Genomic DNA, 26,384 nt, shown 5'->3' on the forward strand with positions numbered 1-26,384 from the left:
GGTTCATCACAGAACGATTCAGGGAGTGCGTATCAATATCATACATAGCAATAACTATTTAAAAAATCATGCAGGAAAACATAAAGACAGGATCATCCGTCAGCTTCCTTTAGTCTGTTCTCTCTTAGTGAAGCCGGGAAAATGAATTCTGGGAACAAATCCGGGCACTTTTTTCATATACTCCAGATAGTCTCCGCCGAACTCATGAATCATGATTTGCTCTTCCCTTTTTGCCAGTCTCCTGTACATAATCAATAACGTGGGAGTGGGAGCCATGATCAGAGTAATCAATGTCGGCCATTGAATCAGGAAACCGATGATGGCCACTCCTGTGCCCTTAATTGATGATCGACTTTTCCTGAGACTATCTATCTCTCAAAAGACGGAGAGCGTTTCCACAATAAACTGCCGTCACGGTTGACGAACCGGGTTTACCATCTGCTGAAGACCGATTAAGCGCCGGCGACGGCCGATAATCCGAGTATAACGACCGATAAACTGTTAAACTGCCTGCCGCGGTCGATCTCACGTTTGATTCAATCAATCGGGTACAGGTACGACTTACTGTTCCGATTATGGGAGTCGACGCTTTGTCCGCCCTGTTTTTCGGAGTACAGGTACGACTTACTGTTCCGATTATCCGCGCTTATTGATTCCGGTCCGTTTACGATTTACCACGATTTACAGGACTACGCAGCAGCGGACCGAAAAAAAGGTCAGAAGTTTCCGCCATGTAACGCCTGTCCGCGCAGGATATACTCCTTTTCCAATAAATCGCCGCTCGTGCAAACGATCGTTTTTCGGAATCGATGCCTTCACGACGGGGATACATGAATTGAGGTTCATGTATATTTATTCAGTCTTTCACAATAATCTTTCCTCTGAACATGCCCATCTGGCAGCTAAAGTCATAGGATCCCGTCTTCATCGGAGGAAGATCGACAATGACTTTTTCTCCTTCCGGCAGCGTCGCACTTTTCTCAAAATCGGGAAAGACGACCATTCCGTCACAGGCTCCCGTTTCAACACGGGTAAATTCAAATCGGACCGGCTTCCCGCTTTTGACAACGATACGGGATGGATTATATCCATTCTTGACTAAAATCTTCGCTTCCTGATAGCCGGAAGCGTTTGTTTCTGCTAGGCTTCCTCCCTTTTTCAGCCCCCAGAAAAACCAGGCGATCAAACCAATTAATAACAGTCCGGCCACTGTAACGATCCAATTCATGCAGATCATCTCCCCTTTTTAATTGAACTTGAACTTCAGTCTTTTCAAACGGTTGGCGTTCAGGACAACGGTTAAGGAACTGAATGCCATGGCTGCCGCGGCAACAAGCGGCGATAACAGAATGCCTGTAAAGGGATAGAGGATACCAAGAGCAATGGGAATGCCGATCGCGTTGTAAATAAAGGCGCCAAACAAGCCTTCATAAATGTTTTTCATCGTCGCTCTGCTGACCTTGACGGCGCTGACGACTCCCTTCAGGCTCCCGGAAATAAGGGTAATATCACTGGCTTCGATGGCGACATCCGTTCCGGTTCCGATGGCAATGCCGACATCAGCCTGCGTGAGTGCCGGCGCATCGTTAATTCCGTCGCCGACCATCGCCACTTTCTTCCCTTCTTCCTGAAGCTTGCGGACATTTTCCGCCTTATGCTGAGGAAGCACCTCCGCCAGGACCCGATCAATCCCAACCTGCCTGGCGATCGCGCGGGCCGTTCGCTCGTTGTCCCCGGTAATCATCACGACCTCTAAGCCCATGGATTGCAATTCACGAATGACGGAAAACGAGTCCTCCTTGACAGTGTCCGCTACTGCGATGATCCCGCCGGCTTCCCCGTTAACTGCCAGAAACATCGGCGTCTTTCCTTGATCGGACATCGTAGCGGCATAACGGTTAAAGCCGTCCAGTGGAATGCCCTTTTCTTCCATCAGTTTTAAATTACCGAAATAGATTTTTTTCCCATCAACCGTTCCTTCGACTCCATGTCCCGGAATCGCATGGAAGCCCTCACTTTTAACCGTCGCCAACCCTTCTTCTCTGGCCTTTTCCACAATAGCGGAGGCCAGCGGATGTTCGGATCCCTGCTCGATCGAAGCGCTGATGAGGAGAAGTTCTTCCTCGGTAAATTTTCCAAGGGGAACGATATCCGTCAGTGAAGGCTTTCCTTCCGTGATCGTGCCGGTTTTGTCCATGACGATCGTTTTCAGTTTCTGTGCAATTTGCAGCGCTTCTCCGGAGCGGATTAAGATCCCGTTCTCCGCCCCTTTTCCGATGCCGGTGGTCAGGGACATCGGCGTTGCCATGCCCAGCGCGCACGGGCAGGCAATGATTAAGGTCGTCACCGCGACAATCAATGCGTAGACCCATCCCGGCTGCGGCCCGAAATCATACCAGACGATATAGCCGAGTATGGCCGCAATAATGACACCCGGAGTAAAGAATGACGAAACCTGATCGACAACTTTTTGCACGGGAATACGCGATCCCTGGGCCTGCCTGACCATTTCCACAATATTGGCTAATGCCGAGTCCTTTTGCTCTTTGGTGACTTTGAACGTAAAACTTCCTGTTTTATTCAGCGTCCCTCCGAAAACATCATTGCCTTCATTCTTTTCCACAGGTATCGATTCCCCGGTCAGCATCGACTCATCAATAGCTGAACTTCCGGAGACAACGGTTCCGTCTATGGCAATCTTTTCACCGGGACGGACAACAATCTGATCGCCGATTTTTATTTCCTCTAACGGCACTTTGACTTCTTTTCCATCCCTGACAACGTTGGCTGTCTGCGGCTGAAGGGCGACCAGTTTATTAATCGCTTCGGATGAACGCCCTTTAGCTCTCACTTCCAGTGCCGATCCGAGAACGACGAGCGCTGTGACAACGGTGGTGACATCGTAGTAGACATCGGCCATTTCCGGTCTCGGAAAAATCTGCGGCCAGAACAGGGCGACCAGCGAATAAAGCCACGCCGCCGAGACGCCGGTCGCGATCAGCGTGTTCATATTGGCGGAACGCTGTTTCAAGCCTTCCCAAGTGCCGATAAAGAATTGACTGCCGCTTCGGATCACAACATACAGGGCAAGCAGTCCCATGATCAGCCGTGCCCACCACAGTTGTCCGCTTCCCATCGGGAATAGATTTCCCAATCCAAATAAATTGGGATAAGACACTAAAATAACAGGAACGGATATAATTGCTGCCCGCCACCATTTCTTCATTAAAGAGCGATATTCCCGTTCTTCAGAAGAATCCTCCGGCCGGTTTTGATCCTGCATCGTTTGATGGCTCATCACCTCATGTCCATGCATCCGGTGTTCATGCCCGTAAATGTGCTGTGTACTGTCTGCTTCCATCGTGCATTCTCCCCCTCGCATAAATTGATAAAAGATAACGTCCCGGATTGCTGTTTCCAGACAAATGTTTATAAAAAGATTGCTGTATATATTCGGAGCGGGGTATGACCTTTACAAAGATTTTCCTCTTTCATGGATAACACTAGCCGGTAATCGTGTAGAACCTGAGTGGAAAGCATGTAGAATCTGTTAAAATCAAAAAGGAATATCACTGGGTTACAAAACTCTTCTGTTTTTTCCCCTGAATTCATTTTTTTGATGTACGCATCCGCTTTTCAATTTTGAATGGTTGTGAAAATGGGATTCTCCTTCAGTTGACGCACGCGGATCCGGTTCCTTCGGGAGAACATGATGCTGACACAGGTTTCCTAAAACGTCTGAAATGAGTTCACCGGCTGCGGGAGGTTCCTGCTGAATTTCACAGAAACGCTTTCTTTACTTACAGCTCAAAACATTGAAAAAAATACGTTTCCCTTATATCTGCCTGTCTTCAGAATTCAACTTTTTATCTGTGCATAACATTCCGGAAACAACAGTTTGTAATGATATAAAAAATAATGAGCTTTTTACTTTTCAGGACGTCGCTTTCTCGCCATCACCGTCGGGTGCTATATATTCTCCCCTTTCATACAATGCCTTGATTTGTCCGGCCTCCAGTGTCTCAACTTTCAGCAGGGTTTTGGCGATCAGCTCCAGCCGGTCACGGTGTTCTGACAGCAGCTTCTTACAGCGTGCATACTGTTCTTTTATTATGCCCTGAACTTCGGCATCAATCTCATAAGCCAGCCGATCACTGATACTTTGTTCACCTTGCATAAGACCGAGCAGCGTCTGTCTGCCGTTTGGACTGCCGAACTGTATCGGCCCGAGTTTCTCGCTCATTCCCCATTCTGTCACCATCCGCCTGGCAATGTTTGTTGCATACTGAAAATCATTGCTTGCTCCCGTCGACGCTTCACCGAACACGATTTCTTCCGCCGCCCGCCCGCCGAGCAATCCGGCAATTTTATCCAATAGTTCCGGTTTCGTCATCAAATGCCGCTCTTCTCTAGGCAGAGATATCGTATAGCCGCCGGCCTGTCCGCGGGGAATGATGGTTACTTTGTGTATCTGATCGGCACCTTCCAGGGCCAGACCGATAATCGTATGACCGGACTCATGATAGGCAACAATATTTTGCTCTTTTTTAGAAATGACGCGTGATTTTTTAGCAACGCCGGCAATGACTCGTTCAACGGCTTCATTAATGTCTTCCATGTCAATGAGAATTTTGCCGGCACGTGCCGCGATCAGCGCCGCTTCATTTAACAGATTTTCTAAATCGGCTCCCGAGAATCCGGGCGTCATCCGGGCTACCGTCCGTAAATCGATCGTTTTCGACAGCAATTTATTTCTCGCGTGAACCCGAAGTATGGCTTCACGCCCGTTCAAATCCGGCCTGCCGACAGGAATCCGGCGATCAAAACGGCCGGGCCTCATTAGAGCGGGATCAAGAATATCCGGCCGGTTCGTCGCTGCTATGACGATGATCCCTTCATCAACGGCAAAACCGTCCATTTCAACAAGCAGCTGGTTCAAGGTCTGCTCCCGTTCATCGTTGCTGCCGCCGAGACCCGCGCCGCGCCGGCGGCCGACCGCGTCAATTTCATCAATAAAAATAATGCACGGTGAATGCTTCTTGGCCTGTTCAAACAGATCACGGACACGCGATGCGCCGACCCCGACAAACATTTCCACAAAGTCGGATCCGCTGATTGAATAGAAAGGAACGCCCGCCTCTCCGGCCACGGCTCGGGCCAGCAAGGTTTTGCCGGTACCCGGAGGACCTTCCAGTAAGACGCCTTTCGGTATTCTTGCGCCAAGAAGCGCAAACTTTCTGGAATCTTTAAGAAAATCGACAATTTCGGCCAGTTCCTGTTTTTCTTCATCCGCACCGGCGACATCGCTGAATGTAACTCTATGCTTATCCTCGCTATAAAGCCTGGCCTTGCTTTTCCCGAGGTTCGTCATCTGTCCCCCGCCGTTCCGCATGCGATTCATAAAAAAGAAAATCAATAACCCCATCAGAACAAACGGAATCAGCGAAGTGAAAAATATAATCCAGCCGGGCGTTGTTTCTTCGGGACTCACTGTTAAGCTGAACTGTTTGTCCCTTGAAGTAATCTGATTCATCGCCTGTTCACTTGCCGGAACGTAGGTCTTGAACGTTGTATTTGTCTTGTCATTCTTTAACCGGCCCGTGGCGACATAGGTGCTGCCTTCCGGTTGAAGTGTCAATTTACCGATGTCTCCCCCGACGAGGTGGCGCTGGAATGTACTGTAAGACATCGGCCTGATCACGTTATTTGAACCGGATAGCCATTTAGCGGTTCCGAATGCTATCAGAATTATAAAAATATAGATCATTGTATTTCTATATACTCGTTTCATTTGTATCCTCTCCGGACAAGAAACCATCATTTTAAAATGACGCTCGGTTTCCACTGTTTATCATACCCTGAATCAGAAATTCAAAAGCCTTATGTACGGCCGCAGAAGGGCCATCCGCGATCACAGATATTATTATAAATAAGCTTATGGCATGAAAGACATTGCTAAACCTCTGTTCCGACATGTCCTTTTTTATAAAGATTTCTTCTAAAAATCCTCCGCCTTCTTGTTGCTGCCAATTCTTCTTCTTTTTCTAAAATCGGGTATACATATTCTTCTCTGATTTTTTGTTTCTGCCAGGCTAGAGTGCCCGGCTGTGCTTTATTTATTGATCTTGTCATTTCCTGTTTCAGCTCACTTTACTTTTAATTTCTTTGAGTATTCCTTTAGCTCATGCCCACACCGTGCAGTGAACGTATGATCGGCTCTTCCCGGGGTTATCCTCTTCTCTCGGAAGATGACATCATTTCCGGGGATCGGTAAAATTCCGAAAACGACTGATATAATGCGGCAACAGCCGATAAATTACGGAGACAGCTGCTGTTTTTACCTGATTGCCGCTTATTCATATGAACCGCAGTTTATCCTGAACCGGCGGGATCATCTGTTTGATTCTGCGGGTAGAGTAATAAAGACGAAAAACCCCGAGCGATTTTTCGTCCCCTCATTGAAAGCTCTCGTTGAAATCGTTCATTCAGCAGATCAATGGTGATGACCATTGCCTTTCTTCATCATGCTCGGCATCATGAACAGATGCATTAATGGGCAAATCAGAACCGCAGCCAGTATGAGCAGGTTGCCCGAACCTGAAACACCGCCCGTGAAGAATAAACCTGCGATGACAGCAATCGGAATGAGAAAACAAATGGCCATCATCAAGTTATGGCTGTGCTGATGTGTTCCGTGACTGTCGTGGTTTTCATGATTCTGGGCATGATTTTCATGTCCCTGATCGTTATGATCGTGGTTTCCGCAACAAAGCATGTTGATCCCTCCCTGACTTTTCAGCTTTTTTCATTTTTAAGCTGACGAAGTTCTTTTCTCAGCTGTTCATTCTGTTCTTTGACTGCGTTCAACTTGTTCTGCTGATCCTGTAGGTGTTGATGTGTTCCGTGCTGATGGTCCCCGCTCTGATGACTCTCATGATGATGATTGCCGCAGCAAGACATATAGCATTCCTCCATTATTATTCCTTATTTTTTAACTGCTGAAGTTCTTCCCGCAGAAGGTCGTTCTGCTCTTTCAAAGCATTCAGTTCATTTGCATCTTTAGCCTCTTTATGGTGTTCAGAGTGATCCGTGTCTGAATGATGTCCCTTCATCATAAACATCATCGGGAGCATCATCAGGGGACAGGCAAGTAATAGCAGCCAGCTCAGGTCCATGGTCCTTCCCTCCTCTCTACACTTAGTAGTGTAGAAAAGAATTGTGTGGAATCTGTGTGGAAAACATGTAGAATCGGAGTATTAACAAAAAATGTTGATTGCTGATGATCGATCTATTGTCCGACCGCAGCCATTATGGGCCGTTTATCAGCCATAGCAGCTGGTTGATCAGCCGTTACAGAGAGGTAATCGACATTACGTCTGATTGACTCATCGTTGCCGGGGAATATTGATCGAGAAATGGGGACGCTCTTTAAGGGAGTCGATTGCTTCGAAAAGAACCCTTTATAAATTCGCGGCACAGTGCGGCCGTGAACGAAAGAGGCAATCATCATCCAAAAAGTAAAAGCGTTATCTCTTCTTCCTGAAATGAAACCATATATAAAAGCCGACAAAAAGAAGCACCGGGCAGGCCAGCCACATGCAAACCCGGACAAGAGTCTTTCCAAAGGAAAGTAAATTTTCATGGCCGAATGCATTTGCAGAAAAAAGAAGACAGGTCAGCCCCATAATGATCAGAAGGAGCGAAAAAAACCAATCAATTTTTTTCATGACTTTATCCTGCCTTTCCCTTGCTTTTCTTCATAAGGCAAAATCAATCGGAATGTAGTGCCGCTACCCGGTTCGCTGTCAACCTGAACCGTGCCGCCCTGCATTTCAACATATTTCTTGACAATAGACAATCCTAAGCCGGTTCCGCCGAATTTCCGGGCCCGCGACTTCTCGACCCGGTAAAAGCGCTCAAAAATATAAGGCAGCTCATCTTTTGGAATACCGACGCCGGTGTCCGAAACGGAGAGAACGGCTGCTTCCTTTTGCCCGCTCAGTCGGACAAGAATACTTCCCTTTTCCGTATAACGGATCGCATTTTCCAGAAGATTTAACAGGACCTGTTCCATCCTTTGGCGATCCCCGCGGACGAAAGGCACCCGATCGTGCAGATCCATCTGCAGACTCAAATGTTTCTTTTCTGCCCTGAGTTTCACTTTCTGGACGGCTGTCCGGATGATTTCCCTCAGATCCAGCGGCTCCGGCTTCAGTTTGATCTGCCCCTCCTCCATCTTGGAAAGGGTGAACAGATCATTAATTAAATGTTCGAGACGCAGCGATTCCTGATAAATAATCGACAAATATTGTTTTTTTTCCTTGTCGGATTCAACCAGTCCGTCAGTCAGAACTTTGGCATACCCCTGCAGATACGTGACGGGTGTCCGCAGCTCATGCGAAATATTGGAGAAAAAAGCCTGCCGCGTGTCCCGGTATCTTTGCAGACTGGCTGCCAGATCATTAATCGAGTGTCCGAGCATCCCGATCTCATCGCGGCTTCCGACCCGGAGCCGTGTATCCCAATTCCCGTTCGCCATTTTCTCGGTCATTTGCTGCATTTGAAGCAGCGGCCGGGACAGCAGTTTGCTCATGATCAGAATCATACCCAGCGCAAGAAGAAAGGCACCTAAACCGGACAGCATCAGTAAATTTCTGAGCCGTCCCAGAGAGTTGTCAATTTCTGTCATAGAAGAGACAATATAGATCGCCGGCCGGGCCGATGAATCCGTCCTGATCGGTCTGCCCACCACATAAAAGCGCCGGCCGCTTGTATTGCCGGACATATATTCTACCGGGTATCCGGACAGGAGCCGCTTGGTATCACGTGCCCTGACGAAAGACGGATCCGCCAGTTTTGTTCCTGAAAGCGTCAGGACCTTTCCGTCATCACTGAGCCAGTAGACTTTCACATTGGAAAATTCGGCAAAATTGCGGATCAGGGACTGTACAGAAGAATCGCCGGACTCCGCCATCGTCGTAAAATGATCGGCTATTCCCTGTGCGTTATCTCTCATTTGCGCATCATAAAAATTAGTGAACAGCCGATCGACGGCAAAGCCGGCGGACGCCAGGATCACAATCATGAGTACAATGATCGCCGCACCCAATTTCAGTCCGATTCGATTGATATTCATGGCCTTCTGACCTCGGCCTCGAATTTATAACCGACTCCCCATGTCGTTTGGATGGGGTTATATGCTAAGCCGGATTTTTTTAATTTTTCTCTTATATTTTTAATATGAATATCAACGACCCGGGCATCGCCTTCGAAATCATAGCCCCAGATTTGTTCAATTAACTGCTCGCGCGACAGAACCCGTCCGCTGTTCTGAGCCAGTACGGCAAAGAGATCGAATTCTTTGTGTGTCATCTCGATGGGCTGTTCATGGACAAGAACCCGGCGCCCGTCCCGGTCAATCGTCAATGCCGGGAAATTCAGGACGTTGTCTGCCGTCTGTTTCGTTGAAACGGAAGATGCCCGGCGAATCAATGCATGAACCCGGGCAATCAATTCATCCGGATCAAAGGGTTTTGTTAAATAATCGTCGGCTCCGATTTCCAGTCCCTGTACTTTCTCCTTGGTCTCGCCTAAAGCGGTCAGCATCAGAATGGGAACGGATTGTGTCTGACGAATCGACCTGCAGACTTCCCAGCCGTCCATATTGGGCATCATGACATCCAGTATGACCAGGTCAAAGGACAGATTGCGAACCTTCGTCATCGCTTCGCGGCCGTCTGATGCCTCAACGGTATCAAATCCTTCTTTAGACAGATAAATGCGCAGCAAATTGCGCAGTTTCCAGTCATCATCCACCAGCAGGACTTTTAATTTCTTCATGCTCATCACCTTCTCCCATCATACAACAGATTTTTCTTCTTCGGATGACATTTTTTAACAGAAAACAGCCGATGGCAAACCTCTCCTCTGAAAGGCGGCCTACTCATAAAATAGCTGGAAAACTTGAACAAGCAGATGGATTTATTTACCCATTTTTCTTAACAGCTTCTTATGGCATACGCTTAGTATGATAATAGCAAGAACAATCAATGCTAAAATGAATAAAGCGGCATGCAGGAAAAAGGTTTCCGGAAGTATGTTTATGACCGGGTTGGCAACGGGATCAAATAACCAGTCATTATTTCTAAAAAAGAGCAGATGGAACACTGTGAATGATGCATCAAAGTTCACAACGAACGCTGCCAGTACCGCAATGATAAAAGACAAAAGAATAAGAGACGCTGTTTTCAGAAAAACGACCTTCCCCTGTTTCATGCTGCGGTACAGGCCGGATCAGGCCAGTTATAATTAAGAGTATTTCAATAGAAGTAATAATCTTCCTTACATCCGCAAAGTGAATTTGTCCGCGCTCTGAATAGGGCAGGGACGGAAGCCTGAAAGACTGGGATAGCGGATTGGACAACTAGTGAATCATGTAATGATAGTTTTCAATAATTCCGGTTCTGCTGATTCCGGCCAGCCTGTCAATCCCCAGATAGCCGATATCGAAGTAGTAAAGCGGCTTAAATAACAGAGCAATTACTATGGCAAGGCTGACGACAAAAAGAGCAGGATTTTTCGAAAGCAGGAGCTGAAATCGTCTGGATTTTTCTTTATGCATCGGCGGCACCCAACCTGTATGAAATAATATTTTTAAACGTGATCAGAGAATCGGGAAATAAAATTCTGCCAGTCATCTGCTTATGCTTTGTTCGTTTAAAATCCGCAGTATTCTCTTTCCGATCTATTGTTGACAGAGCCGATCAGCGTTTTATCTGCTTCTTTTTAAGATCCTCCCAAAACTTCTTGTATTGATTTTAGGCGGCGAATTATTATTTGGAACTTTTATCCTTTGATTTTTAGGATAAACATTATTGGACCCTTGACCGCTGTTTGACTTGAAAATCTTCCCACTGTTTTTCTCCGCTGAATGAATCGCCTGTCCGACATCTTTTGTGACGTTGTCTTTTATTTTTGAGAAGGTACTTGAAAATGTGTTCCCGTTACTGCCGGAGCGGCTCCGTTTAATGATCGAGCCGGTCGTCTGCTTCGTTATAGGAGGAATAATTTTCTTCTCAGCGGCTGTCGCCGCCTGATACTTTGCCTTCGACCGGATCGTATTCCCGTTTGCGTATCCGCGATAACTGCCCGGAGAACGGCCTAATTGATACAACTTGTCAAGAAGGACTCCGGAAAGAAATCCCTGGAGAAATGACGAACTGTAGTTGCTGCGGACAAATTCTTTATTACTCACTTCAATCAGAATATTTTCAGGATTCTTCTTGTCTCTCTGAAGGTTGTATAATTCGTCCGTATAAACAAGAAACATCTGCTGATTGCTGTTTTTGGATATCTGATCCGGTTTTTTCTGGCTGCTCAGTTCCCTGGCCACTTCGGGAACGGACTTTTTGTCAGCCTGATAGATATAGGATTGCTGATTTCCGTTTTTGGACACGGAGATCAGCGGATAGCCCCCTTTTACGGCCTGCTGCCCGGACCCGGAACATCCGGCTAAGAGGGATGCCCCGATAACTAAAGCCAGAACAATCTTTAGGATGTTCGACCATCGTTTGAACATATTCAACGCTCCTCCCGCTCACGACTGAATGACTTTGACATCTGCCGGCAGAACCTCTTCTCCTTCGTAAAGCATGATCCGGCCCGCCTGCCATTCGATGCGAAGCAATTTCCAGTTATCCGATTGGAAGTCCCAGAGGTAGCGCTCATCGGAAGATGGAAACGGGGTATTGCCCGATGAATGAGCCGGGCCGATCGCCTGATCCTCCATGTGATAGATTGTTCCGTCCATTTCAATCGTTGTCGGTATTTCATCAATGTTTTCCAGGCGCCCGTCAATCGCCTCATATAGGGACAGCTCCAGTTTTTCTCGTTTGGCAACCCGTAAATATCGAATCGTGCTGCCGTCTTTTATCGTAAAAAAAACTTCCTGACGCTGCGGGAAAAGCGTTTTGCCGGCAACAGTATAACTAGTGAGAGAAATATCAACAACATCGTTTAGTGACAGCGTATAAGCTGTTTTTTCTTCAATTGGGGGTTCGGGTTTTTTCACCAAATTGACGATTTGCTGAAAGATTGACATTCTTTTCTCCCTTCCGCAAAAATAACGCCGACAGCCGGCTTGGAATACCGCTCGGCATGTCGGCTGACTATTTTTGCCTGTCGTTCTTTTATTTTTTATGCTGTTCGATCAGTCTTGCCAGTTCGTCCTCGACTTTTTTGTCCTTCCCCAGGTTCTCAAATTCTTCATCGATCGACTTCTCTTTTTTATAGACTTCTCCGCTTGCTTCGGCCTCTGCCTCCATCTGCAGTGTCTTTTCTTCCATCCGTTTCAGGCCTGCCATGGCCGTGCTGGAATCAAAGCCGGACATCGTGTCATTAATTTTTTTCTGCGCCTCGGCGGCATTGACCCTTGCGACCAGCGTCTCTCTCCTGTCTTTCAGTTCGGCAACCTGCTTGCGCATCTCTTCCAGTTTCTGACGAAGATTTTCAGCTGCGGCTTGATTTTGCTCGTAGCGTTCCTTGTATTCGCTCATTTTCTGTTCGGCGTTTTGTTTGTCCTCAATGACTCTTCGCGCCAGATCTGTATCTCCGTTTTCAACAGCCAGGTGCGCCTGTTCTTCCCGTTTGGCCACCAGCGCTTTTTGTTCCTCATAAAGCGTCTTGAATTTTTTTTCAAGGGCAATTTGCGAAGCGACGCCCCGTTCAGCCTCACTCAGATCTTCCTGCATGTCGCGCAGATACTGGTCGGTCATTTTAACCGGGTCTTCCGCCTTTTCAATTAACGCATAGATATTGGAAGCTGTCAGATCACGCAATCTCTTAAATAATGACATTCTATAGAACCTCCTGACTGTTTTTCGGATTGTTTTTGCTGCGTGCAGAGGATGCCGGCAAAACGAACCCGGTGCTTATCCAAGCGATAAGGATTCGCCCGTTTGACTTTTATCAGCAGCCATGCTCCCCCCTTCTCCGTTATAAACAGATTACATGATAATTATGTAGAAACCATGTAAAAGGAACACTATTTTTCGTGAAAGCAATGCTTATTTTAACGATCAGGGCTTATTTGATGGTGCTGTTCCTTTTATTGATCAAAAAAAGTGCCCCTCCCCTCTCAGGCGGGACACTTTCCGGATTAATGCTGCCCGACGACATCGTAGCCCTGTTCTTCGACTGCGTCTTTCATGTTGCTGAACTGCACTTTAGCTTCATCATAATGAACATTGACTTTACCGGTATCGAGATTAACGTCGACTTCGGAAACACCATCAAGATCCCTTAAAGCATTTCTCACGGAAGCTTTACAGTGCCCGCAGTGCATGCCTTTAACATCCAGAGTCGTATGTGTCATCATTTACATCTCCTTATTTTTAATTTGTCGCTGCAGGCCGTCGAAAGCTTTCAAAAAATAATTGGCTGCCTTTTTAATCACTGCTGTCCGACGACATCGTAGCCTTTTTCTTCGACCGCTTCTTTCATGTTGCTGAACTGCACCTTGGACTCGTCATATTCGACTGCTGCTTTTCCTGCCTTCAGATCGACGTCAACGGCCGACACCCCGTCAAGATCTTTCAGCGTCTTCGTGACTAGGTGTTTGCAGTGATCCGACATCATACCCTTAACTTCAAGTGTTGTTTTTGCCATAAGTATTCGATCTCCTTTTTTTATTCTTTCTTTATTTCGAACCTCGCTCACAGTCCAATGGTCCGCACAAAATCAGACTTTAACCCGTTTCAGACGCAAACTGTTTGTCACAACGGAAACGGAACTGAAGGCCATCGCGGCACCGGCTACCCATGGGGCAAGCAGGCCGAGAGCGGCCACCGGGATGCCGACCGTGTTATAAAACAGCGCCCAGAACAAGTTCTGGCGAATATTCCGCATCGTTTTCCGGCTGAGATCAATCGCCTTCGGAATATGCATCAGATCGCCGCCGACCAGCGTGATATCGGCTGCTTCAATCGCAACGTCCGTACCCGTGCCGATCGCCATGCCGATGTCTGCTGTAGCTAACGCCGGGGCGTCATTGATGCCGTCGCCGACCATGGCTACCTTCAGCCCTTCATTCTGTAAAACTTTAACTTTTGCCGCTTTCTCCTCGGGAAGAACCTCGGCAAAAACATGGTCGATACCGGCCTGCCGGGCGATCGCCCGGGCCGTGCGTTCATTGTCGCCCGTAATCATGTAAACGGAGAGACCGCGCGCTTTCAATTTTTCAATCGCCTGTTTCGAAGAGTTCTTAATCGTGTCCGCTACGGCAATGATTCCCTGAAGCTTGCCGTCATAGGCGACAAGCATCGCCGTTTTCCCATCGGATTCAAGCCGATGCATCTGTTCTTCCGTGTCCAGATAAGGAATACCCTCTTCTTTCATGAGCCGGCGCGTGCCGATCGCCAGTTCTTTACCGGAAACAGCTGCCTTGATCCCATAGCCGGCGAGCGCATGAAATTGATTCGGAACAGCGATATCCGTACTGCCCGTCTTTCCGTAGGCAACGATCGCCTGGGCGAGCGGATGTTCACTCGCAGATTCGGCAGAAGCGGCAAGGGCCACTAATTGCTTACGGTCAGCGCCATTGAGCGGGATGACGTCGGTGACTTCCGGTTTCCCGTTAGTGACGGTCCCCGTCTTATCGAAGAGAATCGCCTGCAGATTTTGCGTCGTTTCCAGATACTCACCTCCTTTAAAGAGAATACCGTTCTCCGCTCCTTTGCCCGTGCCGACCATAATCGATGTCGGTGTCGCAAGGCCGAGCGCACACGGGCAGGCGATGACCAGTACGCTGATCGCCGCGATGAGAGCCGGGGCAAACTGGCCGGGCGTGACTAAGAAAATCCAGGTCAGAAAAGCAAGGACAGAGATGCCGATAACAATCGGGACAAAAATACCCGAGATGCTGTCGGCCAGACGCTGGATCGGCGCCTTCGATCCCTGTGCTTCCTCGACAATTTTAACGATGCCGGCCAAGGCCGTCTCTTTGCCGACTTTTTCAGCCTTCATCGCCAACATGCCGTTGGCGTTCACAGTCGCACCGATCAGTTTGTCACCTTTCTGTTTCTCGACGGGAATCGATTCTCCCGTAATCATCGATTCATCGACCGATGAATGGCCATCTACAACCTTGCCGTCCACCGGTATTTTTTCGCCGGGCTTCACTCTTAACAAATCACCGACGGCCACCTGATCAATCGGCACCTTGCGCTCCTTCCCGTCTTCTATAAGGGTCGCTTCCTTTGCCTGAAGGCCCATGAGCTGGGTAATCGCCGCAGTGGTCTGCCGCTTTGCCCGGGTTTCAAGATATTTGCCCAAGAGGACGAGCGTAATTAAGATCGCACTGGTTTCAAAATAAAGATCAGGGCTGGCCAGTCCGCCGAACTGATAACGGAACGTCTCAAACGCACTGTAAAAATAGGCGGCGCTCGTTCCCAATGCGACCAGCACATCCATATTGGCGCTCTTGTTTACTAACGCTTTTGTCCCGCCGACATAAAATTGCCCGCCGATGTAGAATTGAACGATGCCGGCCAGCACGAGCTGGAACCACGGATTCATCAGCAGCTGCGGAATCGGCAGCCCCGTATTAAAAGGAAGATGAGCAATCATTGTGTAAAGAAGGGGCAAAGAGAGAATAACGGACGCGATCAATTTTTGCCGCTTTCTCCTCAGTTCCTTGTCCTTTTCATCTTCCGCCTCTGTCCGTTTCGGAACGGCTTTATAGCCGAGCTTCTTGACTCGATCGTAAATTGCCTCCGGTTCTGTGATCCCCGGCTGGAAAATCACGGTACCCGATTCAGTCGCCAGATTAACCTGTGCGGACACGACGCCGGCCATCCGCTTCAGCCCTTTTTCGATACGCGCGGCGCAGGAAGCGCAGGTCATCCCGAGAATATCGGCGTCCAGTCGCTGCGTCCGTACCCCGTACCCCAACTTCTCAATCTTCTGCACAATATCCGTGGGTTTTGCCTTTTCTTCGTCTATCGTTACTTTCGCTTTCTCCAGAGCGAGATTGACGTTTGCTTGGACGCCGTCCATCCTATTCAGAGATTTTTCTATTCTTGTCGAGCAGGAAGCACAGGTCATTCCTGTAATCCCGATCTGCAAGGCCTTTGCATTCATAAGCCTCATCCCCCTATATCAAACTCACATGGAAAACATGTGAACGATAAGAAAAGTAGTCGGACTTGCCGTCCGCAAATCCAGTTGCTGCCCAGAAGCCCGTGTGGAAGTTACCATCTCCCTTCTTCAGCTTTGATTATACCCACAGGGGGTATAATTGTCAAATTTAAAATCGCACTATTTGCTTTAAGAAATGATTGCCGCGCTTTTCGCTCTTTATTCTAATAAGGAAATGTGTTGTTTCTATGTTGAAAATGAAAAAGGTCATATCTTTCTTGAAAACATTTTCAGACAGGCTTAAATAAAACAGGACAAAGATTGATCCGTTCTGTCCCTGCATGTTTTTGGAGTTAAAGTATTCTTCATTCATTTCACGTTGGTCCGGCGTTTGCTTACTTTTGAATTGTCCATTCATTAACCATGATCTCTTTTTCCCATCCGGTTATTCTTCACAGTTTCTTCACATTTGTCTTATACACTTGTGAAAATCAGATAAGGAGAGTGCTTAAATGAAAAGAGTCTTTTTTGCCGCAATGGCTGTTTCGGCATTATTGCTGATCACAGCATGTTCTGCAGCAACAAAAAGTAACAGCCGTTCAGGAGACAACACGGCGGCGGGCAGTGAATCTGCCGTATCATCATCTGCCGGGATATTAAGGGGACCCAATATTACACTCGTTGCTGAAAAAGGTACCCAAAAGCTCGGTAACGGGACAACCGTCCCGGTCTGGACATTTAACAGCTCGGTTCCGGGGCCTGAGATCCGTGTGAGCAAGGGGCAAAAAATCCGTGTCACACTGAAAAACAATCTATCGGCTCCGGTATCGATCCACTGGCACGGCTATCCCGTTCCCAATAAAGTTGACGGCGCCCCCGGGGTGACACAAAATGCCGTTGCACCGGGAAAGAGCTATACGTATGAATTTGTTGCCGATAAACCGGGAACTTATTGGTATCATTCCCATCAGGATTCTGTGAATCAGGTGGATCGCGGATTATACGGTGCGTTTATTGTCGAAGACCCGGCAGAAAAATATGATAGGGATTATACTCTGATGCTGGATGAATGGGTAACGGATAAGAATCAGATCACAAATCAGATAAAAACGATGACTTCCGGCGTGCAAAATAATACGAACAGCGGAATGGGAAGCATGTCCGGCATGAATATGGGCGGTTCAGGCAGCGGCAGCAGTATGAATATGGACGGCACGAACCTGCCTGGAAATATGATGAAAGATAACATGAGCATGTACGACCTGTTTACCATCAATGGAAAAAGCGGCAGTTCAGTGAAATCCTTAACGGTCAAAAAGGGCGATAAAGTCCGTCTCCGTTTCATTAACAGCGGCTATCTTGTGCACAATATTCATATCCATGGCCACAGTATTAAGGTCATCGCCGCCGACGGACAGCCCGTCAACAACCCACAGGCCGTTAAGAACCGGGTGATTTCCATTGCTCCCGGAGAGCGGTATGATGTTTCCTTCACTGCCGATAATCCGGGAAAATGGTATATCGAGGATCATGGGACGGTAAAAGGTACGGACGGGATGAGGGCGCTGATTGACTACGAAGGCAGTACGGCCGCAGCCGATCGGTCCGATGCCGGAACGGCGCTGCCTGCGATTGATCTTGCCGATTACGGAACTCAGACCAAACCTGAATTCACGTTAAATCAAAAGTACGATGTCTCCTATACCATGAATCTCAACGCAGGAATGGATCAGAACGGGATGATTTATACAATCAACGGAAAAACCTTTCCTAATACGGATCCAATCCAGGTAAAGACCGGGGATCGGGTGAAAATCAAGATCGTCAATCGCGACCGGGCAAATAATCATCCGATGCATTTGCACGGCCACTTTTTCCAGGTTCTGAGCCGGAACGGAAAGCCTTTTACCGGTTCGCCCATCTATAAAGATACACTGAATGTCAAACCCGGAGAAACATACGAAATTGCTTTTCTGGCAAACAATCCCGGAATCTGGCTGTTTCATTGCCACGATCTTCATCATGCGAACGCCGGCATGGTAACGGAAGTAGAATACACGGACTATCATTCGAACTACGTGCCGAGCAGAACAGAAATAAATAAGCCCGAGTAAATCGGGCGATTGCCAAGAGTTAAGGGGGGATAAGCCGTTCCGGCTTATCCCCCCTTGCTTTATAATGGATCCGATCAGTTACCCGTGCTCCGATTCCATTCATTCGTTTGTGAAAACATGTCCATGAAACCGGAAATTGACGGTTCCCCCTCCCCAACTGAGAGAACATTTTTGTTTGAACGGCCGGAAATTATTTTTTCAGGATTTCTTTCATTTTTTTGTACTCTTCCGCTGTTATCTCACCTTGGGCAAACCGTTCCCTTAAAATTTCTTCACTGTGATTTTCTCTTCCCGATCCCGGTGCATGATGCAGCCGCCGAATCAGAACAAACGCCAGATAGATAATCGCGATAAAGAAGAGAAGCTGAATCAGCCATCCCGCGACACCCAGTCCGATACTCCAGCCGCCCATCATTCCGTCATTCCATCCCATCATTGCCGTCACGATCCTTTCTTTTTTTATTATAAAGGCCTGCAGCATGCCTCACCGGCCGGCAGACGGAGTGTGTTTTTCCGTCGTCCTCTTCTAAGCATACTCAGCGATTATGAAGAAACTGTTTAGAAAAGCGTTCAAAAATTGGTGCCCGTTCGGATCATAAGCTGCTCTTATTTAACTGGCCGTCGCATCGCGGTGAATCATCCGGGCTTTTTCGAAAGCAGTTTTTTTAAACGTTTGCTGCCGCCGTTCTGACCGCCTCCCTTTATGCTATTTAGGTTATATGCGTATCTCTTTAGTTTTTTTTCCTGCTGTGCCGTCAAATGATGACCGACTTTTCCTGAGACCGTCAATCTCTCGAAAGACGAAGAGTATGCCTGCGATCTCTGAACTTCCGCGGCGGGCGATAAAAAGAACGATCGATAAAACAGGCGAGATGACCGATAATTCACGTATAATGACCGATAAACTCCCGACGATGGTCGATAAATTCGGCACGACGACCGATAAACTCCCGGTGAAGATCGATAAACCCGGCACGACGACCGATAAACTCCCAGTGAAGATCGATAAACCCGGCATAATGACCGATAAACTCCCGGTGAAGATCGATAAACCCGGCATAACGACCGATAAACTCCCAGTGAAGATCGATAAACCCGGCATAACGACCGATAAACTCCCGGTGAAGATCGATAAACTCCCGGACGCGGTTGGTCGATCAGTCAGAAATGATACCCATGTTCTGATTATTCGTACTTATTGATTCCAGTCTGTTTACTGGCGATTCTTTGGTCGTTACTGACGACTTTCTGCCTGTTACTTTTGATATTTTGCACTTTGCTGATGATACGCCAGTGTTTCCCGGCGATTTTAGCCGCGATTCACAGGAATTCGCGGCGGGCCGAAGAAAAAGACCGCACGTTTCCGTCATGCAGCGCCCGCGCAGAATATTTCTTTTTTTCAGCGGGATCAAGCACCGTTCGCCTGAACATTCGAATCGACTGCCGCCCGTGTCAGGCGATCGCTTTTCGCAAGAATCCCGTGCTGTGTCCCTACTGGATACATGGTTTGAGGAGATACCCGTTTAAGTTATAATAAGGGCAAGCCTATTTTTCCGGAGGTAGCGGCCATTTGGACATATCAAGGGTAAACACCATTATAGAGCAATACAGGAAAGACGAAGAATCCGTTTATCACACATGGTTTATCAATAATAATGAACGGCTTAAAGCTTTTCGTACGATAAAAAAAGGAGTCGGGAAGGTCGTTTCCGAAATAGAAAACAGAACGTTCGGGAATGACTTTAAAGGATCCAGTCTTGAAACCGTCGTCACTGCCATATCCGAACAGAAACAAATTTTCGAAGGCGCGGCTCACGCGTTTTTCTGGAAACCCAAGCTCCGCATTCCGGATATCTATGAAAATGCGGAAAATCAGCTGGCTTTCGGTCGATTTTTAAATGCCTGCCTGCAGGCAAAGAACGGGGAACAGATAGAGAATGCAATGATCAGACTCGATCAATTGCATATCAAGGGGCTGGGACCGGCTGTCGCTAATATCATTTATTTCCTGCACCCGACCTTATTCCCTCCGTTCAATACAGCAATTGTCAGGGGATTCAATGCTTTATTCCACAGCAAAACAAAACTCGGTTCCTGGACTGCCTATTTGGAAATGAGAGCTGCCGTCCTTGCGGCAAATAAACAATTTGCTTTGTCGAAAGATCTCGGAGCCGTTGCCGGACTGTTTTTTGAAATCGGCTCGGGTCGGCTTATTATACCGGAAAATGCCGGCAGATTTCTGGAAGATGAAGGAAAAAGAAGAATGAGAGATTTTAACAAAAGGCATCGGCAAGTCCTGGACGATCTGTCCGAGGAGACTACCCACAGCGAAATGCAATATTATCTGGCCAAGCTCGGAAAGGCATTGGGATATTCGATATGGATCGCTCAGAATGATCATCAGCGGGAATGGCGCGGGAAAAAACTGGGCGAGTACTCTCTGCCGAGATTGCCGCTATCGGGCCTTCCCAAAAAAACATTCGATACGATTTCATTAATCGATGTGATCTGGCTCAATCAGGACAGAGAGATCGTCAGCGGATTTGAGGTGGAAAAAAGTACTTCGATTTACTCGGGGATACTCAGACTTTATGATCTTTCATTATCTTTGAGCAATAAATCGTGCAGACTGTTTCTTGTTGCACCGGATAAACGTGAGCAGGAGATCCGGGCACAGTTGCTGCGCCCTTCTTTTCAAGGAACGACGTCGGCCATGAACTATATTTTATTTTCTGATTTAAAATGTGATTGTGATTCGATGTGCAAGTTCGGCACGGATCTCACGGTCCTTGATCCCGTTTCAAAAACGGTGTGATATTTTCTTACTTGTCCCTATTCCGTTGAAAGCTGCCCGTCGCAAGGGCGGCTCTTTTTTATTAGATCGGCAGCGTGCGGACCGTTCCGGTTTTCCCGGGGGAAAGCGCGGCAAATCAATACAAAGATCCCTTTACTTTCTAGTAAATGCACTGTTTTCTTCGCTTTTCCCCTATCCTAAGTAACCGTTCATTCATCGTATATACTTTAAAAAGTGAACCGATCGTCTTGATTGTAAGCCCTTTCAAAAATAAATGAATATTTTTAATATTTAGTTGTAACTTTTACTTACATTATATGTTATAATATCTTCATAATATACGAGAGGAGCATTGGTGCATGAATGTGGTCAATCCTTATGAATTATGGGTATTTATTGCAGCAATCTTAGTTCTTTTAATGCAGGCCGGTTTTGCTTTTCTGGAAGCGGGGTCGTTGCGCAGCAAGAACGCCGGCCATATCACCGGCAAACAAATCATCACTTTAGCCGTTGCCTCCCTTGCTTTTTGGGCCTTCGGTTACGGAATCGCTTTTGGAAACGGGAACGGCTTCATCGGTTTTACTAATTTCTTTCTGAGCGGTCTGCCGACCGGGACCAATTCCATATCCTTCCTTTTCCAGCTCGCTTTTGCCGCCGTATCTCTCGCTATCGTCTGGGGCGGCTTTGCGGAACGGGCGAAACTTTCGGTTTATTTCATTTTCGGTCTCATATTTGTGGCCTTTATTTATCCGGTGGTCGGGCACTGGGTATGGAATTCCGGCGGCTGGCTTGCTCATCTCGGCATGCAGGATTTTGCCGGATCGACCGTCGTCCACCTGCAGGGCGCGACGGCGGCCCTGATCGGCACGCTGCTTCTCGGGCCGAGAATCGGGAAGTTTACAAACAAAAAGCCGAACGCCATTCCGGCGCACAGTATTCCTTTCGTTTATCTCGGTACGTTCATTCTCTGGATCGGCTGGTTTGGTTTTAACCCCGGGAGCATTGCTTCCACTGTCGGGCAGCCGGAATTCTACGGATATGTTGCCCTGACGACGAACCTTGCCGCAGCAGCCGGTGCTTTGGGTGCTTTGTTTACGGCTATGATTCTTTCAAAAAAAGCGGATATCGGCGCCATGTGCAACGGTGTGCTGGCAGCGCTGGTCGCCATTACTGCTTCCTGTGCTTTCGTTGAACCGTGGGCAGCCATTGTTATCGGGGCGGTTGCCGGATCCTTTACTTACTGGACTTCGCAGTTCTTTGAAAGCAAAGGATTGGACGATCCGATTTATGCCTTTTCAGTACACGGCATCTCCGGCATGATCGGGACGATCTCGACCGGTTTCTTTGCTGCTCCGCAGCTTGTAAAAATCGTCGGTGTCGGCCGTCCGGGGCTCTTCTACGGCGGCGGTTTCTACCAGCTCGGCGTTCAGATTTTGGGCGTCGCCAGTGCCTTCGTTTTCGTCGGTATCGTTTCCCTTATCGTTCTGAGCATTATCAAGGCGACGATCGGCATCCGTGTGACGGCTGATCAGGAAACGGCCGGAATCGATATCAGCGAACACGGGGCATACGGTTACGGTGAAACGAACGGCGAATACAGCTATGCGGAAAATGCAGAAAGAGAAGCGAAATGATCGGCATCCGATCTTTATCTCTCAAATAATTTATTAAACGAAACGCAAAAAGAGCCTCCAGCTGAGAGGCTCTTTTTCATATACATATAATAGGTGTACTTGAAAAGCGGCAGAATCAGAATCATTCGGAAACCGCAGTATCCCTCAGCGAGGCCGGCGCTGAAGATGGAAGGTCCACAGATCGGAGGCCAGCAGCGTGTTCGGAAAAATGCTTTTTGCTTCCGAAAGGAGAGACGATTGTTCCTCTTTCTGATATCTGGAGCTGAGATGGGTCAGAATCAGCGTCCCGGCAGATGCCTTTCTGGCAATCGTTGCTGCCTGAACAGAAGTTGAATGATGATAATCATGGGCCATGCTTGCCGCCTCATGGCGGAACGTTGCTTCATGGATCAGAACATCGACACGGTCGGAAAGTTCGACCGTCTGCGCACAGGGGCGCGTATCGCCGATAATAGCGATGCGCCGCCCTTTTCTTTTCTCTCCGACAAAAGGCGCCGTAAGAATCCGTCTGCCATCAGGCAGCACCACTTCCGGTTTCTCTTTAAATTCTCTGTAAATCGGCCCGGGTTCGATTCCCAATTGTCCCAGCTTATCGGCCAGCAGTTCCCCCGGCTGATCTTTTTCCGTAATACGATAACCGTAGCTCATGATCCCATGATCCAGTTCTTTTGCTTTGACGACAAAATGCTCATTCTCGTAAACGATACCCGCACGCTTGATTTCGTGCACGATGACCGGATAATGCAAATGGGTTCCTGAAACGCGCAAAGACGTTTCAATGAACTGGCCGAGTCCTGTCGGGCCGATGATCAGCAGCGGCCCTTCGGCTCCCTGAAACGATCGGCTGCCGAGAATGCCGGGAAGCCCGAACAGATGATCGCCATGGAGATGCGTGATAAAGATAACCGTCAGCCTCGTCAGTTTGACCGAAGAATAAAGAATCTGACGCTGAGTGCCTTCCCCGCAGTCGAAAAGCCAAAGATCGCCGTCATACTCCGGAAAACTTAAAGCGAGCGACGTCACATTCCTTTCTTTTGCGGGCATCCCGGCCCCGGTTCCCAGAAATGTAAAATCCATTGAATTCACCCTTTTTTTCTTGAAAAAATAAACGGAAACAGCCGTCAAGCAGACAGACAGTAAAAGAAGCTGCAAAAAATACATTCTTCCCGTTCAATCATCAGCCGGCAGGCTGTTTTTCCCCTGATCAATCAGGCTGCCAGCCTGACGGATTGCCCCGTCTCCGAACTTTTCGTTAATTCTGTCCATCAGATTGATCAACGTCTCATTTCTGGCGTCGTCCTCGTAAGAAAATAAATCCAGCTGTTTCGTCGAAAGACTGATCGGCTGAAAAGATGAAAGCGTCACGCCAAGGAGGCGCACGGCACCGCCGTTCCAGTTTGCGTGAAAAAGCTCAAGCGCACCGTCCATGATGGCTCTTTTGGAACGGATTGGCTGGATCGACGACCCGTGCCGCGTTACCGTTTTCCAGTCTGAATAACGGATCATTATCGTTAGCTCATAGCAGACGACATGTTCTTTTTTTATCTGACGCTCAAGTTTTTCCGAAAGTTGATCCAATGTCTGACGGATAACGGTGCCTGATTGCGTGTCACGGGCCAATGTGACTGAGTGTCCGATGCTCTTGAACCGATCCCATGCCTCCGGATCGACAGCGCGGTCATCGATACCGTTAGCTCGCTCCTGCAGCCGTTTTCCCGGTATGCCGAACCGTTCGGCGATTTCTCCGGATTCACGTTTGGCCAGATCGCCAATCGTCCGAATGCCCGATTTTCGAAAACGTTCTTCTGATTTCGGTCCGACACCATGCATTTCCCCGATCGGAAGCGGCCATAGTTTTTCAGCCAGCTCCCGTTTCCTCAAAACGGTCAGGCCCATTGGTTTTTTCATATTGGAAGCCGTTTTGGCCAGAAACTTATTCGGTGCAATGCCGATACTGCACGGTAAATGAAGACTGGAATATATTCTTTGCTGTAATTGTCCGGCAAGTTGCAAAGGATCCGTTTGCGGGATCAGCCGGCTGACATCCATATACCCTTCGTCAATCGAAGCCTTCTCAACAAGAGGCGTATAGGTTTTCAGCATGTCGAAAAGCTGCTCGGATACCGCCCTGTAAAGCTCAAAATCCGGATGCTTCACAATCAGTTCCGGGCATTTCATGCGGGCTTCCCGGACCGTCATGGTTGTCCGGACGCCCATTTTTCTCGCCTCGTAGCTGCTCGTCACGATGATGCCGTGACGTTCTTCCGCTTTTCCCGCAATGGCCAGCGGCATGCGTTCCCATTCGGGATGGCGGGCAATTTCAACGGACGCATAAAAACTGTTCATATCGACGTGGAAGATGACGCGCGTTTTTTTCGCGGTGCTCATTTGCATTCCTCTCCCTGTCAAAGATTTGATCACCGGTCAAACGGGCGGCCGGTCACCTGTCGAATGAGCGAAAGAACCAGTTCGCCGGTCTTCTCGAGTTCGGTCACAGGTATCCGTTCCTCGGTTGTATGGATCTTTTCATAGCCGACACCCAGGTTTACGGTCGGGATCCCCTTTTCACAGATCACATTCGCGTCGCTTCCGCCTCCGCTGCTCAGCAGATGCGGTGTCCGGCCGATTGCTGCGGCCGCTTTTGCGGCAATCTGAACAATCGCGTCATTTTCGCCGAAGCGATAGCCGGGATAGATAAGATTGGCCTGCACCACGGCTTTCCCGTTCATTTCCTCCGCCGTTTTTACAAAGGCACCGGTCATCTTTTTCACCTGCGTCTCCATTTTGGCCCGGGTCAGGGAACGCGCTTCCGCAAGGACACGGACATAGTCGCAGACAACATGGGACGCTCTTCCTCCCTTAAAACGGCCGATATTGGCGGTCGTCTCGCTATCGATCCGGCCGAGGGGCATTCTTGCAATCGCTTTTGCCGCCATCGTAATGGCAGAAATCCCTTTTTCCGGGGCAATCCCTGCATGAGAGGTTCTCCCGAACAGACTGACTGCAAGTTTCGTCAGGTAGGGGGCCTCAGTAATAATATCGCCGACCGGACCGTCGCTGTCGAGTACAAATCCGTATTCTGCTTTCACAAGCGATGTGTCCAGCGCTTTGGCTCCGAGCAGCCCCGCCTCCTCGCCGACGGTCACGACGGCCTGCACATCCGGATGGAAAAGCTTTTTCTCCCGAATGACCTTCAGCGCTTCGAGAACGGCGGACAGTCCCGCTTTATCATCCGCACCGAGAATCGTCCTGCCATCCGAAGCGATCCAACCGTCCGAAACGGAAGGCGTGACGTTTCTCCCGGGAAACACGGTATCCATATGCAAGCCGAAATAAATCGGCGTTCCCGGGGCATTCCCCGGCAGCGTGCAAATCAGATTGTTCGCCGCATGGCCGGTCGCCGCTTTCGCATCGTCTTCTTCAACCGTTAAGCCGAGAGCCGCAAATTTCCGCTTCAGGACTTCGGAAATCATCTTCTCTTCGCCGGTTTCCGAGTCTATCTTCACTAGTTCAAGAAATGTATTGACAAGACGTTCTCTGTTGACCAAAACCATCACCCGTTTCCGTTCGCCGGCCGAATGCATGTGCCCCTTAGTCTTTACTTATTTTATCATACTGCCTCCGGGAAAATCAGTCCAATCGTTGTCAATGGACCGCTGCGCCGTCTATAATGGGTAAGTGTAGATCCTTCCCGGATCGCCCGTTCCA

General features: G+C 48.4%; 25 protein-coding genes and 1 pseudogene. 4 read left to right on the forward strand and 22 right to left on the reverse strand.

The features are described from left to right. Positions 1-99: 99 nt before the first annotated feature. The 18 genes and pseudogenes from Q6A92_RS05360 to Q6A92_RS05445 form a co-directional block, all read right to left on the reverse strand. Entirely contained in the window at positions 100-327 is a 228-nt protein-coding gene (locus Q6A92_RS05360) for a methyltransferase family protein (RefSeq protein WP_332237322.1), read from the reverse strand. 529 nt (positions 328-856) lie between these two features. Beyond that, the gene (locus Q6A92_RS05365; RefSeq protein ID WP_332237323.1) at positions 857-1,228 is read right to left on the reverse strand and encodes a cupredoxin domain-containing protein; all 372 of its coding nucleotides are present in this window, start codon (positions 1,226-1,228) and stop codon (positions 857-859) included. An 18-nt stretch (positions 1,229-1,246) separates the two neighbouring features. After that, positions 1,247-3,361 carry a copper-translocating P-type ATPase gene (locus Q6A92_RS05370; RefSeq protein ID WP_332237324.1) on the reverse strand — a complete coding sequence of 705 codons (2,115 nt, stop codon included), beginning with the start codon at positions 3,359-3,361 and terminating at the stop codon, positions 1,247-1,249. A gap of 573 nt (positions 3,362-3,934) precedes the next feature. Then, positions 3,935-5,791: an ATP-dependent zinc metalloprotease FtsH gene (ftsH, locus tag Q6A92_RS05375; protein WP_332237325.1), complete on the reverse strand. Its 1,857-nt coding sequence runs from the start codon at positions 5,789-5,791 to the stop codon at positions 3,935-3,937. A 164-nt stretch (positions 5,792-5,955) separates the two neighbouring features. Next, a complete protein-coding gene (locus Q6A92_RS05380; RefSeq protein ID WP_332237326.1) occupies positions 5,956-6,132 on the reverse strand; it encodes a hypothetical protein in 177 nt (58 codons plus the stop codon). Between the two features lie 361 nt (positions 6,133-6,493). Beyond that, entirely contained in the window at positions 6,494-6,775 is a 282-nt protein-coding gene (locus tag Q6A92_RS05385; RefSeq protein WP_274399290.1) for a DUF2933 domain-containing protein, read from the reverse strand. A 202-nt stretch (positions 6,776-6,977) separates the two neighbouring features. Next, positions 6,978-7,175: a DUF2933 domain-containing protein gene (locus tag Q6A92_RS05390; RefSeq protein ID WP_274399288.1), complete on the reverse strand. Its 198-nt coding sequence runs from the start codon at positions 7,173-7,175 to the stop codon at positions 6,978-6,980. A 351-nt stretch (positions 7,176-7,526) separates the two neighbouring features. Beyond that, a complete protein-coding gene (locus tag Q6A92_RS05395) occupies positions 7,527-7,727 on the reverse strand; it encodes a hypothetical protein (protein ID WP_274399287.1) in 201 nt (66 codons plus the stop codon). Then, on the reverse strand, positions 7,724-9,136 hold the full coding sequence (locus tag Q6A92_RS05400) for a HAMP domain-containing sensor histidine kinase (RefSeq protein WP_332237327.1): 1,413 nt from the start codon (positions 9,134-9,136) through the stop codon (positions 7,724-7,726). Before Q6A92_RS05400 ends, Q6A92_RS05395 begins: the two co-directional genes overlap by 4 nt. Continuing rightward, positions 9,133-9,846, reverse strand: coding sequence for a response regulator transcription factor (locus Q6A92_RS05405; protein WP_274399285.1), 714 nt, complete (start codon positions 9,844-9,846; stop codon positions 9,133-9,135). The genes Q6A92_RS05400 and Q6A92_RS05405 overlap by 4 nt, the downstream gene beginning before the upstream one ends. Before the next feature lie 135 nt (positions 9,847-9,981). Continuing rightward, positions 9,982-10,275: a TIGR01906 family membrane protein gene (locus tag Q6A92_RS05410; RefSeq protein ID WP_332237328.1), complete on the reverse strand. Its 294-nt coding sequence runs from the start codon at positions 10,273-10,275 to the stop codon at positions 9,982-9,984. Beyond that, a pseudogene (locus Q6A92_RS20250) lies at positions 10,181-10,621 on the reverse strand (lipoprotein intramolecular transacylase Lit). Before Q6A92_RS20250 ends, Q6A92_RS05410 begins: the two are co-directional and overlap by 95 nt. 150 nt (positions 10,622-10,771) lie before the next feature. Further along, positions 10,772-11,578, reverse strand: a complete 807-nt coding sequence (locus tag Q6A92_RS05420) for a DUF4247 domain-containing protein (RefSeq protein ID WP_332237330.1) — start codon at positions 11,576-11,578, stop codon at positions 10,772-10,774. An 18-nt stretch (positions 11,579-11,596) separates the two neighbouring features. Further along, positions 11,597-12,100: a DUF4178 domain-containing protein gene (locus Q6A92_RS05425; RefSeq protein WP_332237331.1), complete on the reverse strand. Its 504-nt coding sequence runs from the start codon at positions 12,098-12,100 to the stop codon at positions 11,597-11,599. A gap of 88 nt (positions 12,101-12,188) precedes the next feature. Beyond that, on the reverse strand, positions 12,189-12,854 hold the full coding sequence (locus Q6A92_RS05430) for a PspA/IM30 family protein (RefSeq protein ID WP_274399279.1): 666 nt from the start codon (positions 12,852-12,854) through the stop codon (positions 12,189-12,191). A gap of 302 nt (positions 12,855-13,156) precedes the next feature. Continuing rightward, entirely contained in the window at positions 13,157-13,372 is a 216-nt protein-coding gene (copZ, locus tag Q6A92_RS05435; RefSeq protein WP_274399277.1) for a copper chaperone CopZ, read from the reverse strand. 77 nt (positions 13,373-13,449) lie between these two features. Continuing rightward, complete coding sequence (locus tag Q6A92_RS05440) at positions 13,450-13,665, reverse strand: copper ion binding protein (RefSeq protein WP_274399276.1); 216 nt, start codon at positions 13,663-13,665, stop codon at positions 13,450-13,452. Between the two features lie 72 nt (positions 13,666-13,737). Continuing rightward, the gene (locus Q6A92_RS05445) at positions 13,738-16,137 is read right to left on the reverse strand and encodes a heavy metal translocating P-type ATPase (protein ID WP_274399275.1); all 2,400 of its coding nucleotides are present in this window, start codon (positions 16,135-16,137) and stop codon (positions 13,738-13,740) included. A 509-nt stretch (positions 16,138-16,646) separates the two neighbouring features. On the opposite strand from Q6A92_RS05445, the gene Q6A92_RS05450 reads away from it, so the two are divergent. Next, on the forward strand, positions 16,647-18,248 hold the full coding sequence (locus Q6A92_RS05450; protein ID WP_332237332.1) for a multicopper oxidase family protein: 1,602 nt from the start codon (positions 16,647-16,649) through the stop codon (positions 18,246-18,248). 190 nt (positions 18,249-18,438) lie between these two features. Here Q6A92_RS05450 and Q6A92_RS05455 read toward each other — a convergent pair whose 3' ends face one another. Further along, a complete protein-coding gene (locus Q6A92_RS05455) occupies positions 18,439-18,684 on the reverse strand; it encodes an SHOCT domain-containing protein (protein WP_274399632.1) in 246 nt (81 codons plus the stop codon). 373 nt (positions 18,685-19,057) lie between these two features. Here Q6A92_RS05455 and Q6A92_RS05460 point away from each other — a divergent pair, with 373 nt between their 5' ends. The 3 genes from Q6A92_RS05460 to Q6A92_RS05470 all read left to right on the forward strand — a co-directional run bounded on the left by Q6A92_RS05460 (position 19,058) and on the right by Q6A92_RS05470 (position 22,676). Further along, positions 19,058-19,450, forward strand: a complete 393-nt coding sequence (locus Q6A92_RS05460; protein ID WP_332237333.1) for a hypothetical protein — start codon at positions 19,058-19,060, stop codon at positions 19,448-19,450. Positions 19,451-19,818: 368 nt separating this feature from the next. Continuing rightward, positions 19,819-21,063, forward strand: coding sequence for a hypothetical protein (locus tag Q6A92_RS05465; RefSeq protein WP_274399271.1), 1,245 nt, complete (start codon positions 19,819-19,821; stop codon positions 21,061-21,063). 338 nt (positions 21,064-21,401) lie between these two features. Next, on the forward strand, positions 21,402-22,676 hold the full coding sequence (locus Q6A92_RS05470) for an ammonium transporter (protein WP_332237334.1): 1,275 nt from the start codon (positions 21,402-21,404) through the stop codon (positions 22,674-22,676). Between the two features lie 144 nt (positions 22,677-22,820). On the opposite strand, the gene rnz is transcribed toward Q6A92_RS05470, so the two are convergent. The 3 genes from rnz to Q6A92_RS05485 form a co-directional block, all read right to left on the reverse strand. After that, complete coding sequence (gene rnz, locus Q6A92_RS05475) at positions 22,821-23,753, reverse strand: ribonuclease Z (RefSeq protein ID WP_274399267.1); 933 nt, start codon at positions 23,751-23,753, stop codon at positions 22,821-22,823. A 93-nt stretch (positions 23,754-23,846) separates the two neighbouring features. Continuing rightward, on the reverse strand, positions 23,847-25,064 hold the full coding sequence (locus Q6A92_RS05480) for a DNA polymerase IV (RefSeq protein WP_332237335.1): 1,218 nt from the start codon (positions 25,062-25,064) through the stop codon (positions 23,847-23,849). 29 nt (positions 25,065-25,093) lie between these two features. Next, positions 25,094-26,224 (reverse strand): M20/M25/M40 family metallo-hydrolase, encoded by a 1,131-nt coding sequence (locus tag Q6A92_RS05485; protein WP_274399631.1) that lies wholly within the window; start codon positions 26,222-26,224, stop codon positions 25,094-25,096. Positions 26,225-26,384: the final 160 nt, after the last annotated feature.

This window comes from Sporolactobacillus sp. KGMB 08714, from assembly GCF_036598985.1.
Lineage (GTDB): Bacteria > Bacillota > Bacilli > Bacillales > Sporolactobacillaceae > Sporolactobacillus.

Bases quoted from the DNA above. Each gene is read 5' to 3' on its own strand.
- Q6A92_RS05365 (WP_332237323.1), bottom strand. From the start codon at position 1,228: ATGAATTGGATCGTTACAGTGGCCGGACTGTTATTAATTGGTTTGATC.
- Q6A92_RS05370 (WP_332237324.1), bottom strand. From the start codon at position 3,361: ATGGAAGCAGACAGTACACAGCACATTTACGGGCATGAACACCGGATG.
- ftsH (WP_332237325.1), bottom strand. From the start codon at position 5,791: ATGAAACGAGTATATAGAAATACAATGATCTATATTTTTATAATTCTG.
- Q6A92_RS05380 (WP_332237326.1), bottom strand. From the start codon at position 6,132: ATGACAAGATCAATAAATAAAGCACAGCCGGGCACTCTAGCCTGGCAG.
- Q6A92_RS05385 (WP_274399290.1), bottom strand. From the start codon at position 6,775: ATGCTTTGTTGCGGAAACCACGATCATAACGATCAGGGACATGAAAAT.
- Q6A92_RS05390 (WP_274399288.1), bottom strand. From the start codon at position 7,175: ATGGACCTGAGCTGGCTGCTATTACTTGCCTGTCCCCTGATGATGCTC.
- Q6A92_RS05395 (WP_274399287.1), bottom strand. From the start codon at position 7,727: ATGAAAAAAATTGATTGGTTTTTTTCGCTCCTTCTGATCATTATGGGG.
- Q6A92_RS05400 (WP_332237327.1), bottom strand. From the start codon at position 9,136: ATGAATATCAATCGAATCGGACTGAAATTGGGTGCGGCGATCATTGTA.
- Q6A92_RS05405 (WP_274399285.1), bottom strand. From the start codon at position 9,846: ATGAGCATGAAGAAATTAAAAGTCCTGCTGGTGGATGATGACTGGAAA.
- Q6A92_RS05410 (WP_332237328.1), bottom strand. From the start codon at position 10,275: ATGAAACAGGGGAAGGTCGTTTTTCTGAAAACAGCGTCTCTTATTCTT.
- Q6A92_RS05420 (WP_332237330.1), bottom strand. From the start codon at position 11,578: ATGTTCAAACGATGGTCGAACATCCTAAAGATTGTTCTGGCTTTAGTT.
- Q6A92_RS05425 (WP_332237331.1), bottom strand. From the start codon at position 12,100: ATGTCAATCTTTCAGCAAATCGTCAATTTGGTGAAAAAACCCGAACCC.
- Q6A92_RS05430 (WP_274399279.1), bottom strand. From the start codon at position 12,854: ATGTCATTATTTAAGAGATTGCGTGATCTGACAGCTTCCAATATCTAT.
- copZ (WP_274399277.1), bottom strand. From the start codon at position 13,372: ATGACACATACGACTCTGGATGTTAAAGGCATGCACTGCGGGCACTGT.
- Q6A92_RS05440 (WP_274399276.1), bottom strand. From the start codon at position 13,665: ATGGCAAAAACAACACTTGAAGTTAAGGGTATGATGTCGGATCACTGC.
- Q6A92_RS05445 (WP_274399275.1), bottom strand. From the start codon at position 16,137: ATGAATGCAAAGGCCTTGCAGATCGGGATTACAGGAATGACCTGTGCT.
- Q6A92_RS05450 (WP_332237332.1), top strand. From the start codon at position 16,647: ATGAAAAGAGTCTTTTTTGCCGCAATGGCTGTTTCGGCATTATTGCTG.
- Q6A92_RS05455 (WP_274399632.1), bottom strand. From the start codon at position 18,684: ATGATGGGATGGAATGACGGAATGATGGGCGGCTGGAGTATCGGACTG.
- Q6A92_RS05460 (WP_332237333.1), top strand. From the start codon at position 19,058: ATGCCTGCGATCTCTGAACTTCCGCGGCGGGCGATAAAAAGAACGATC.
- Q6A92_RS05470 (WP_332237334.1), top strand. From the start codon at position 21,402: ATGAATGTGGTCAATCCTTATGAATTATGGGTATTTATTGCAGCAATC.
- rnz (WP_274399267.1), bottom strand. From the start codon at position 23,753: ATGGATTTTACATTTCTGGGAACCGGGGCCGGGATGCCCGCAAAAGAA.
- Q6A92_RS05480 (WP_332237335.1), bottom strand. From the start codon at position 25,064: ATGAGCACCGCGAAAAAAACGCGCGTCATCTTCCACGTCGATATGAAC.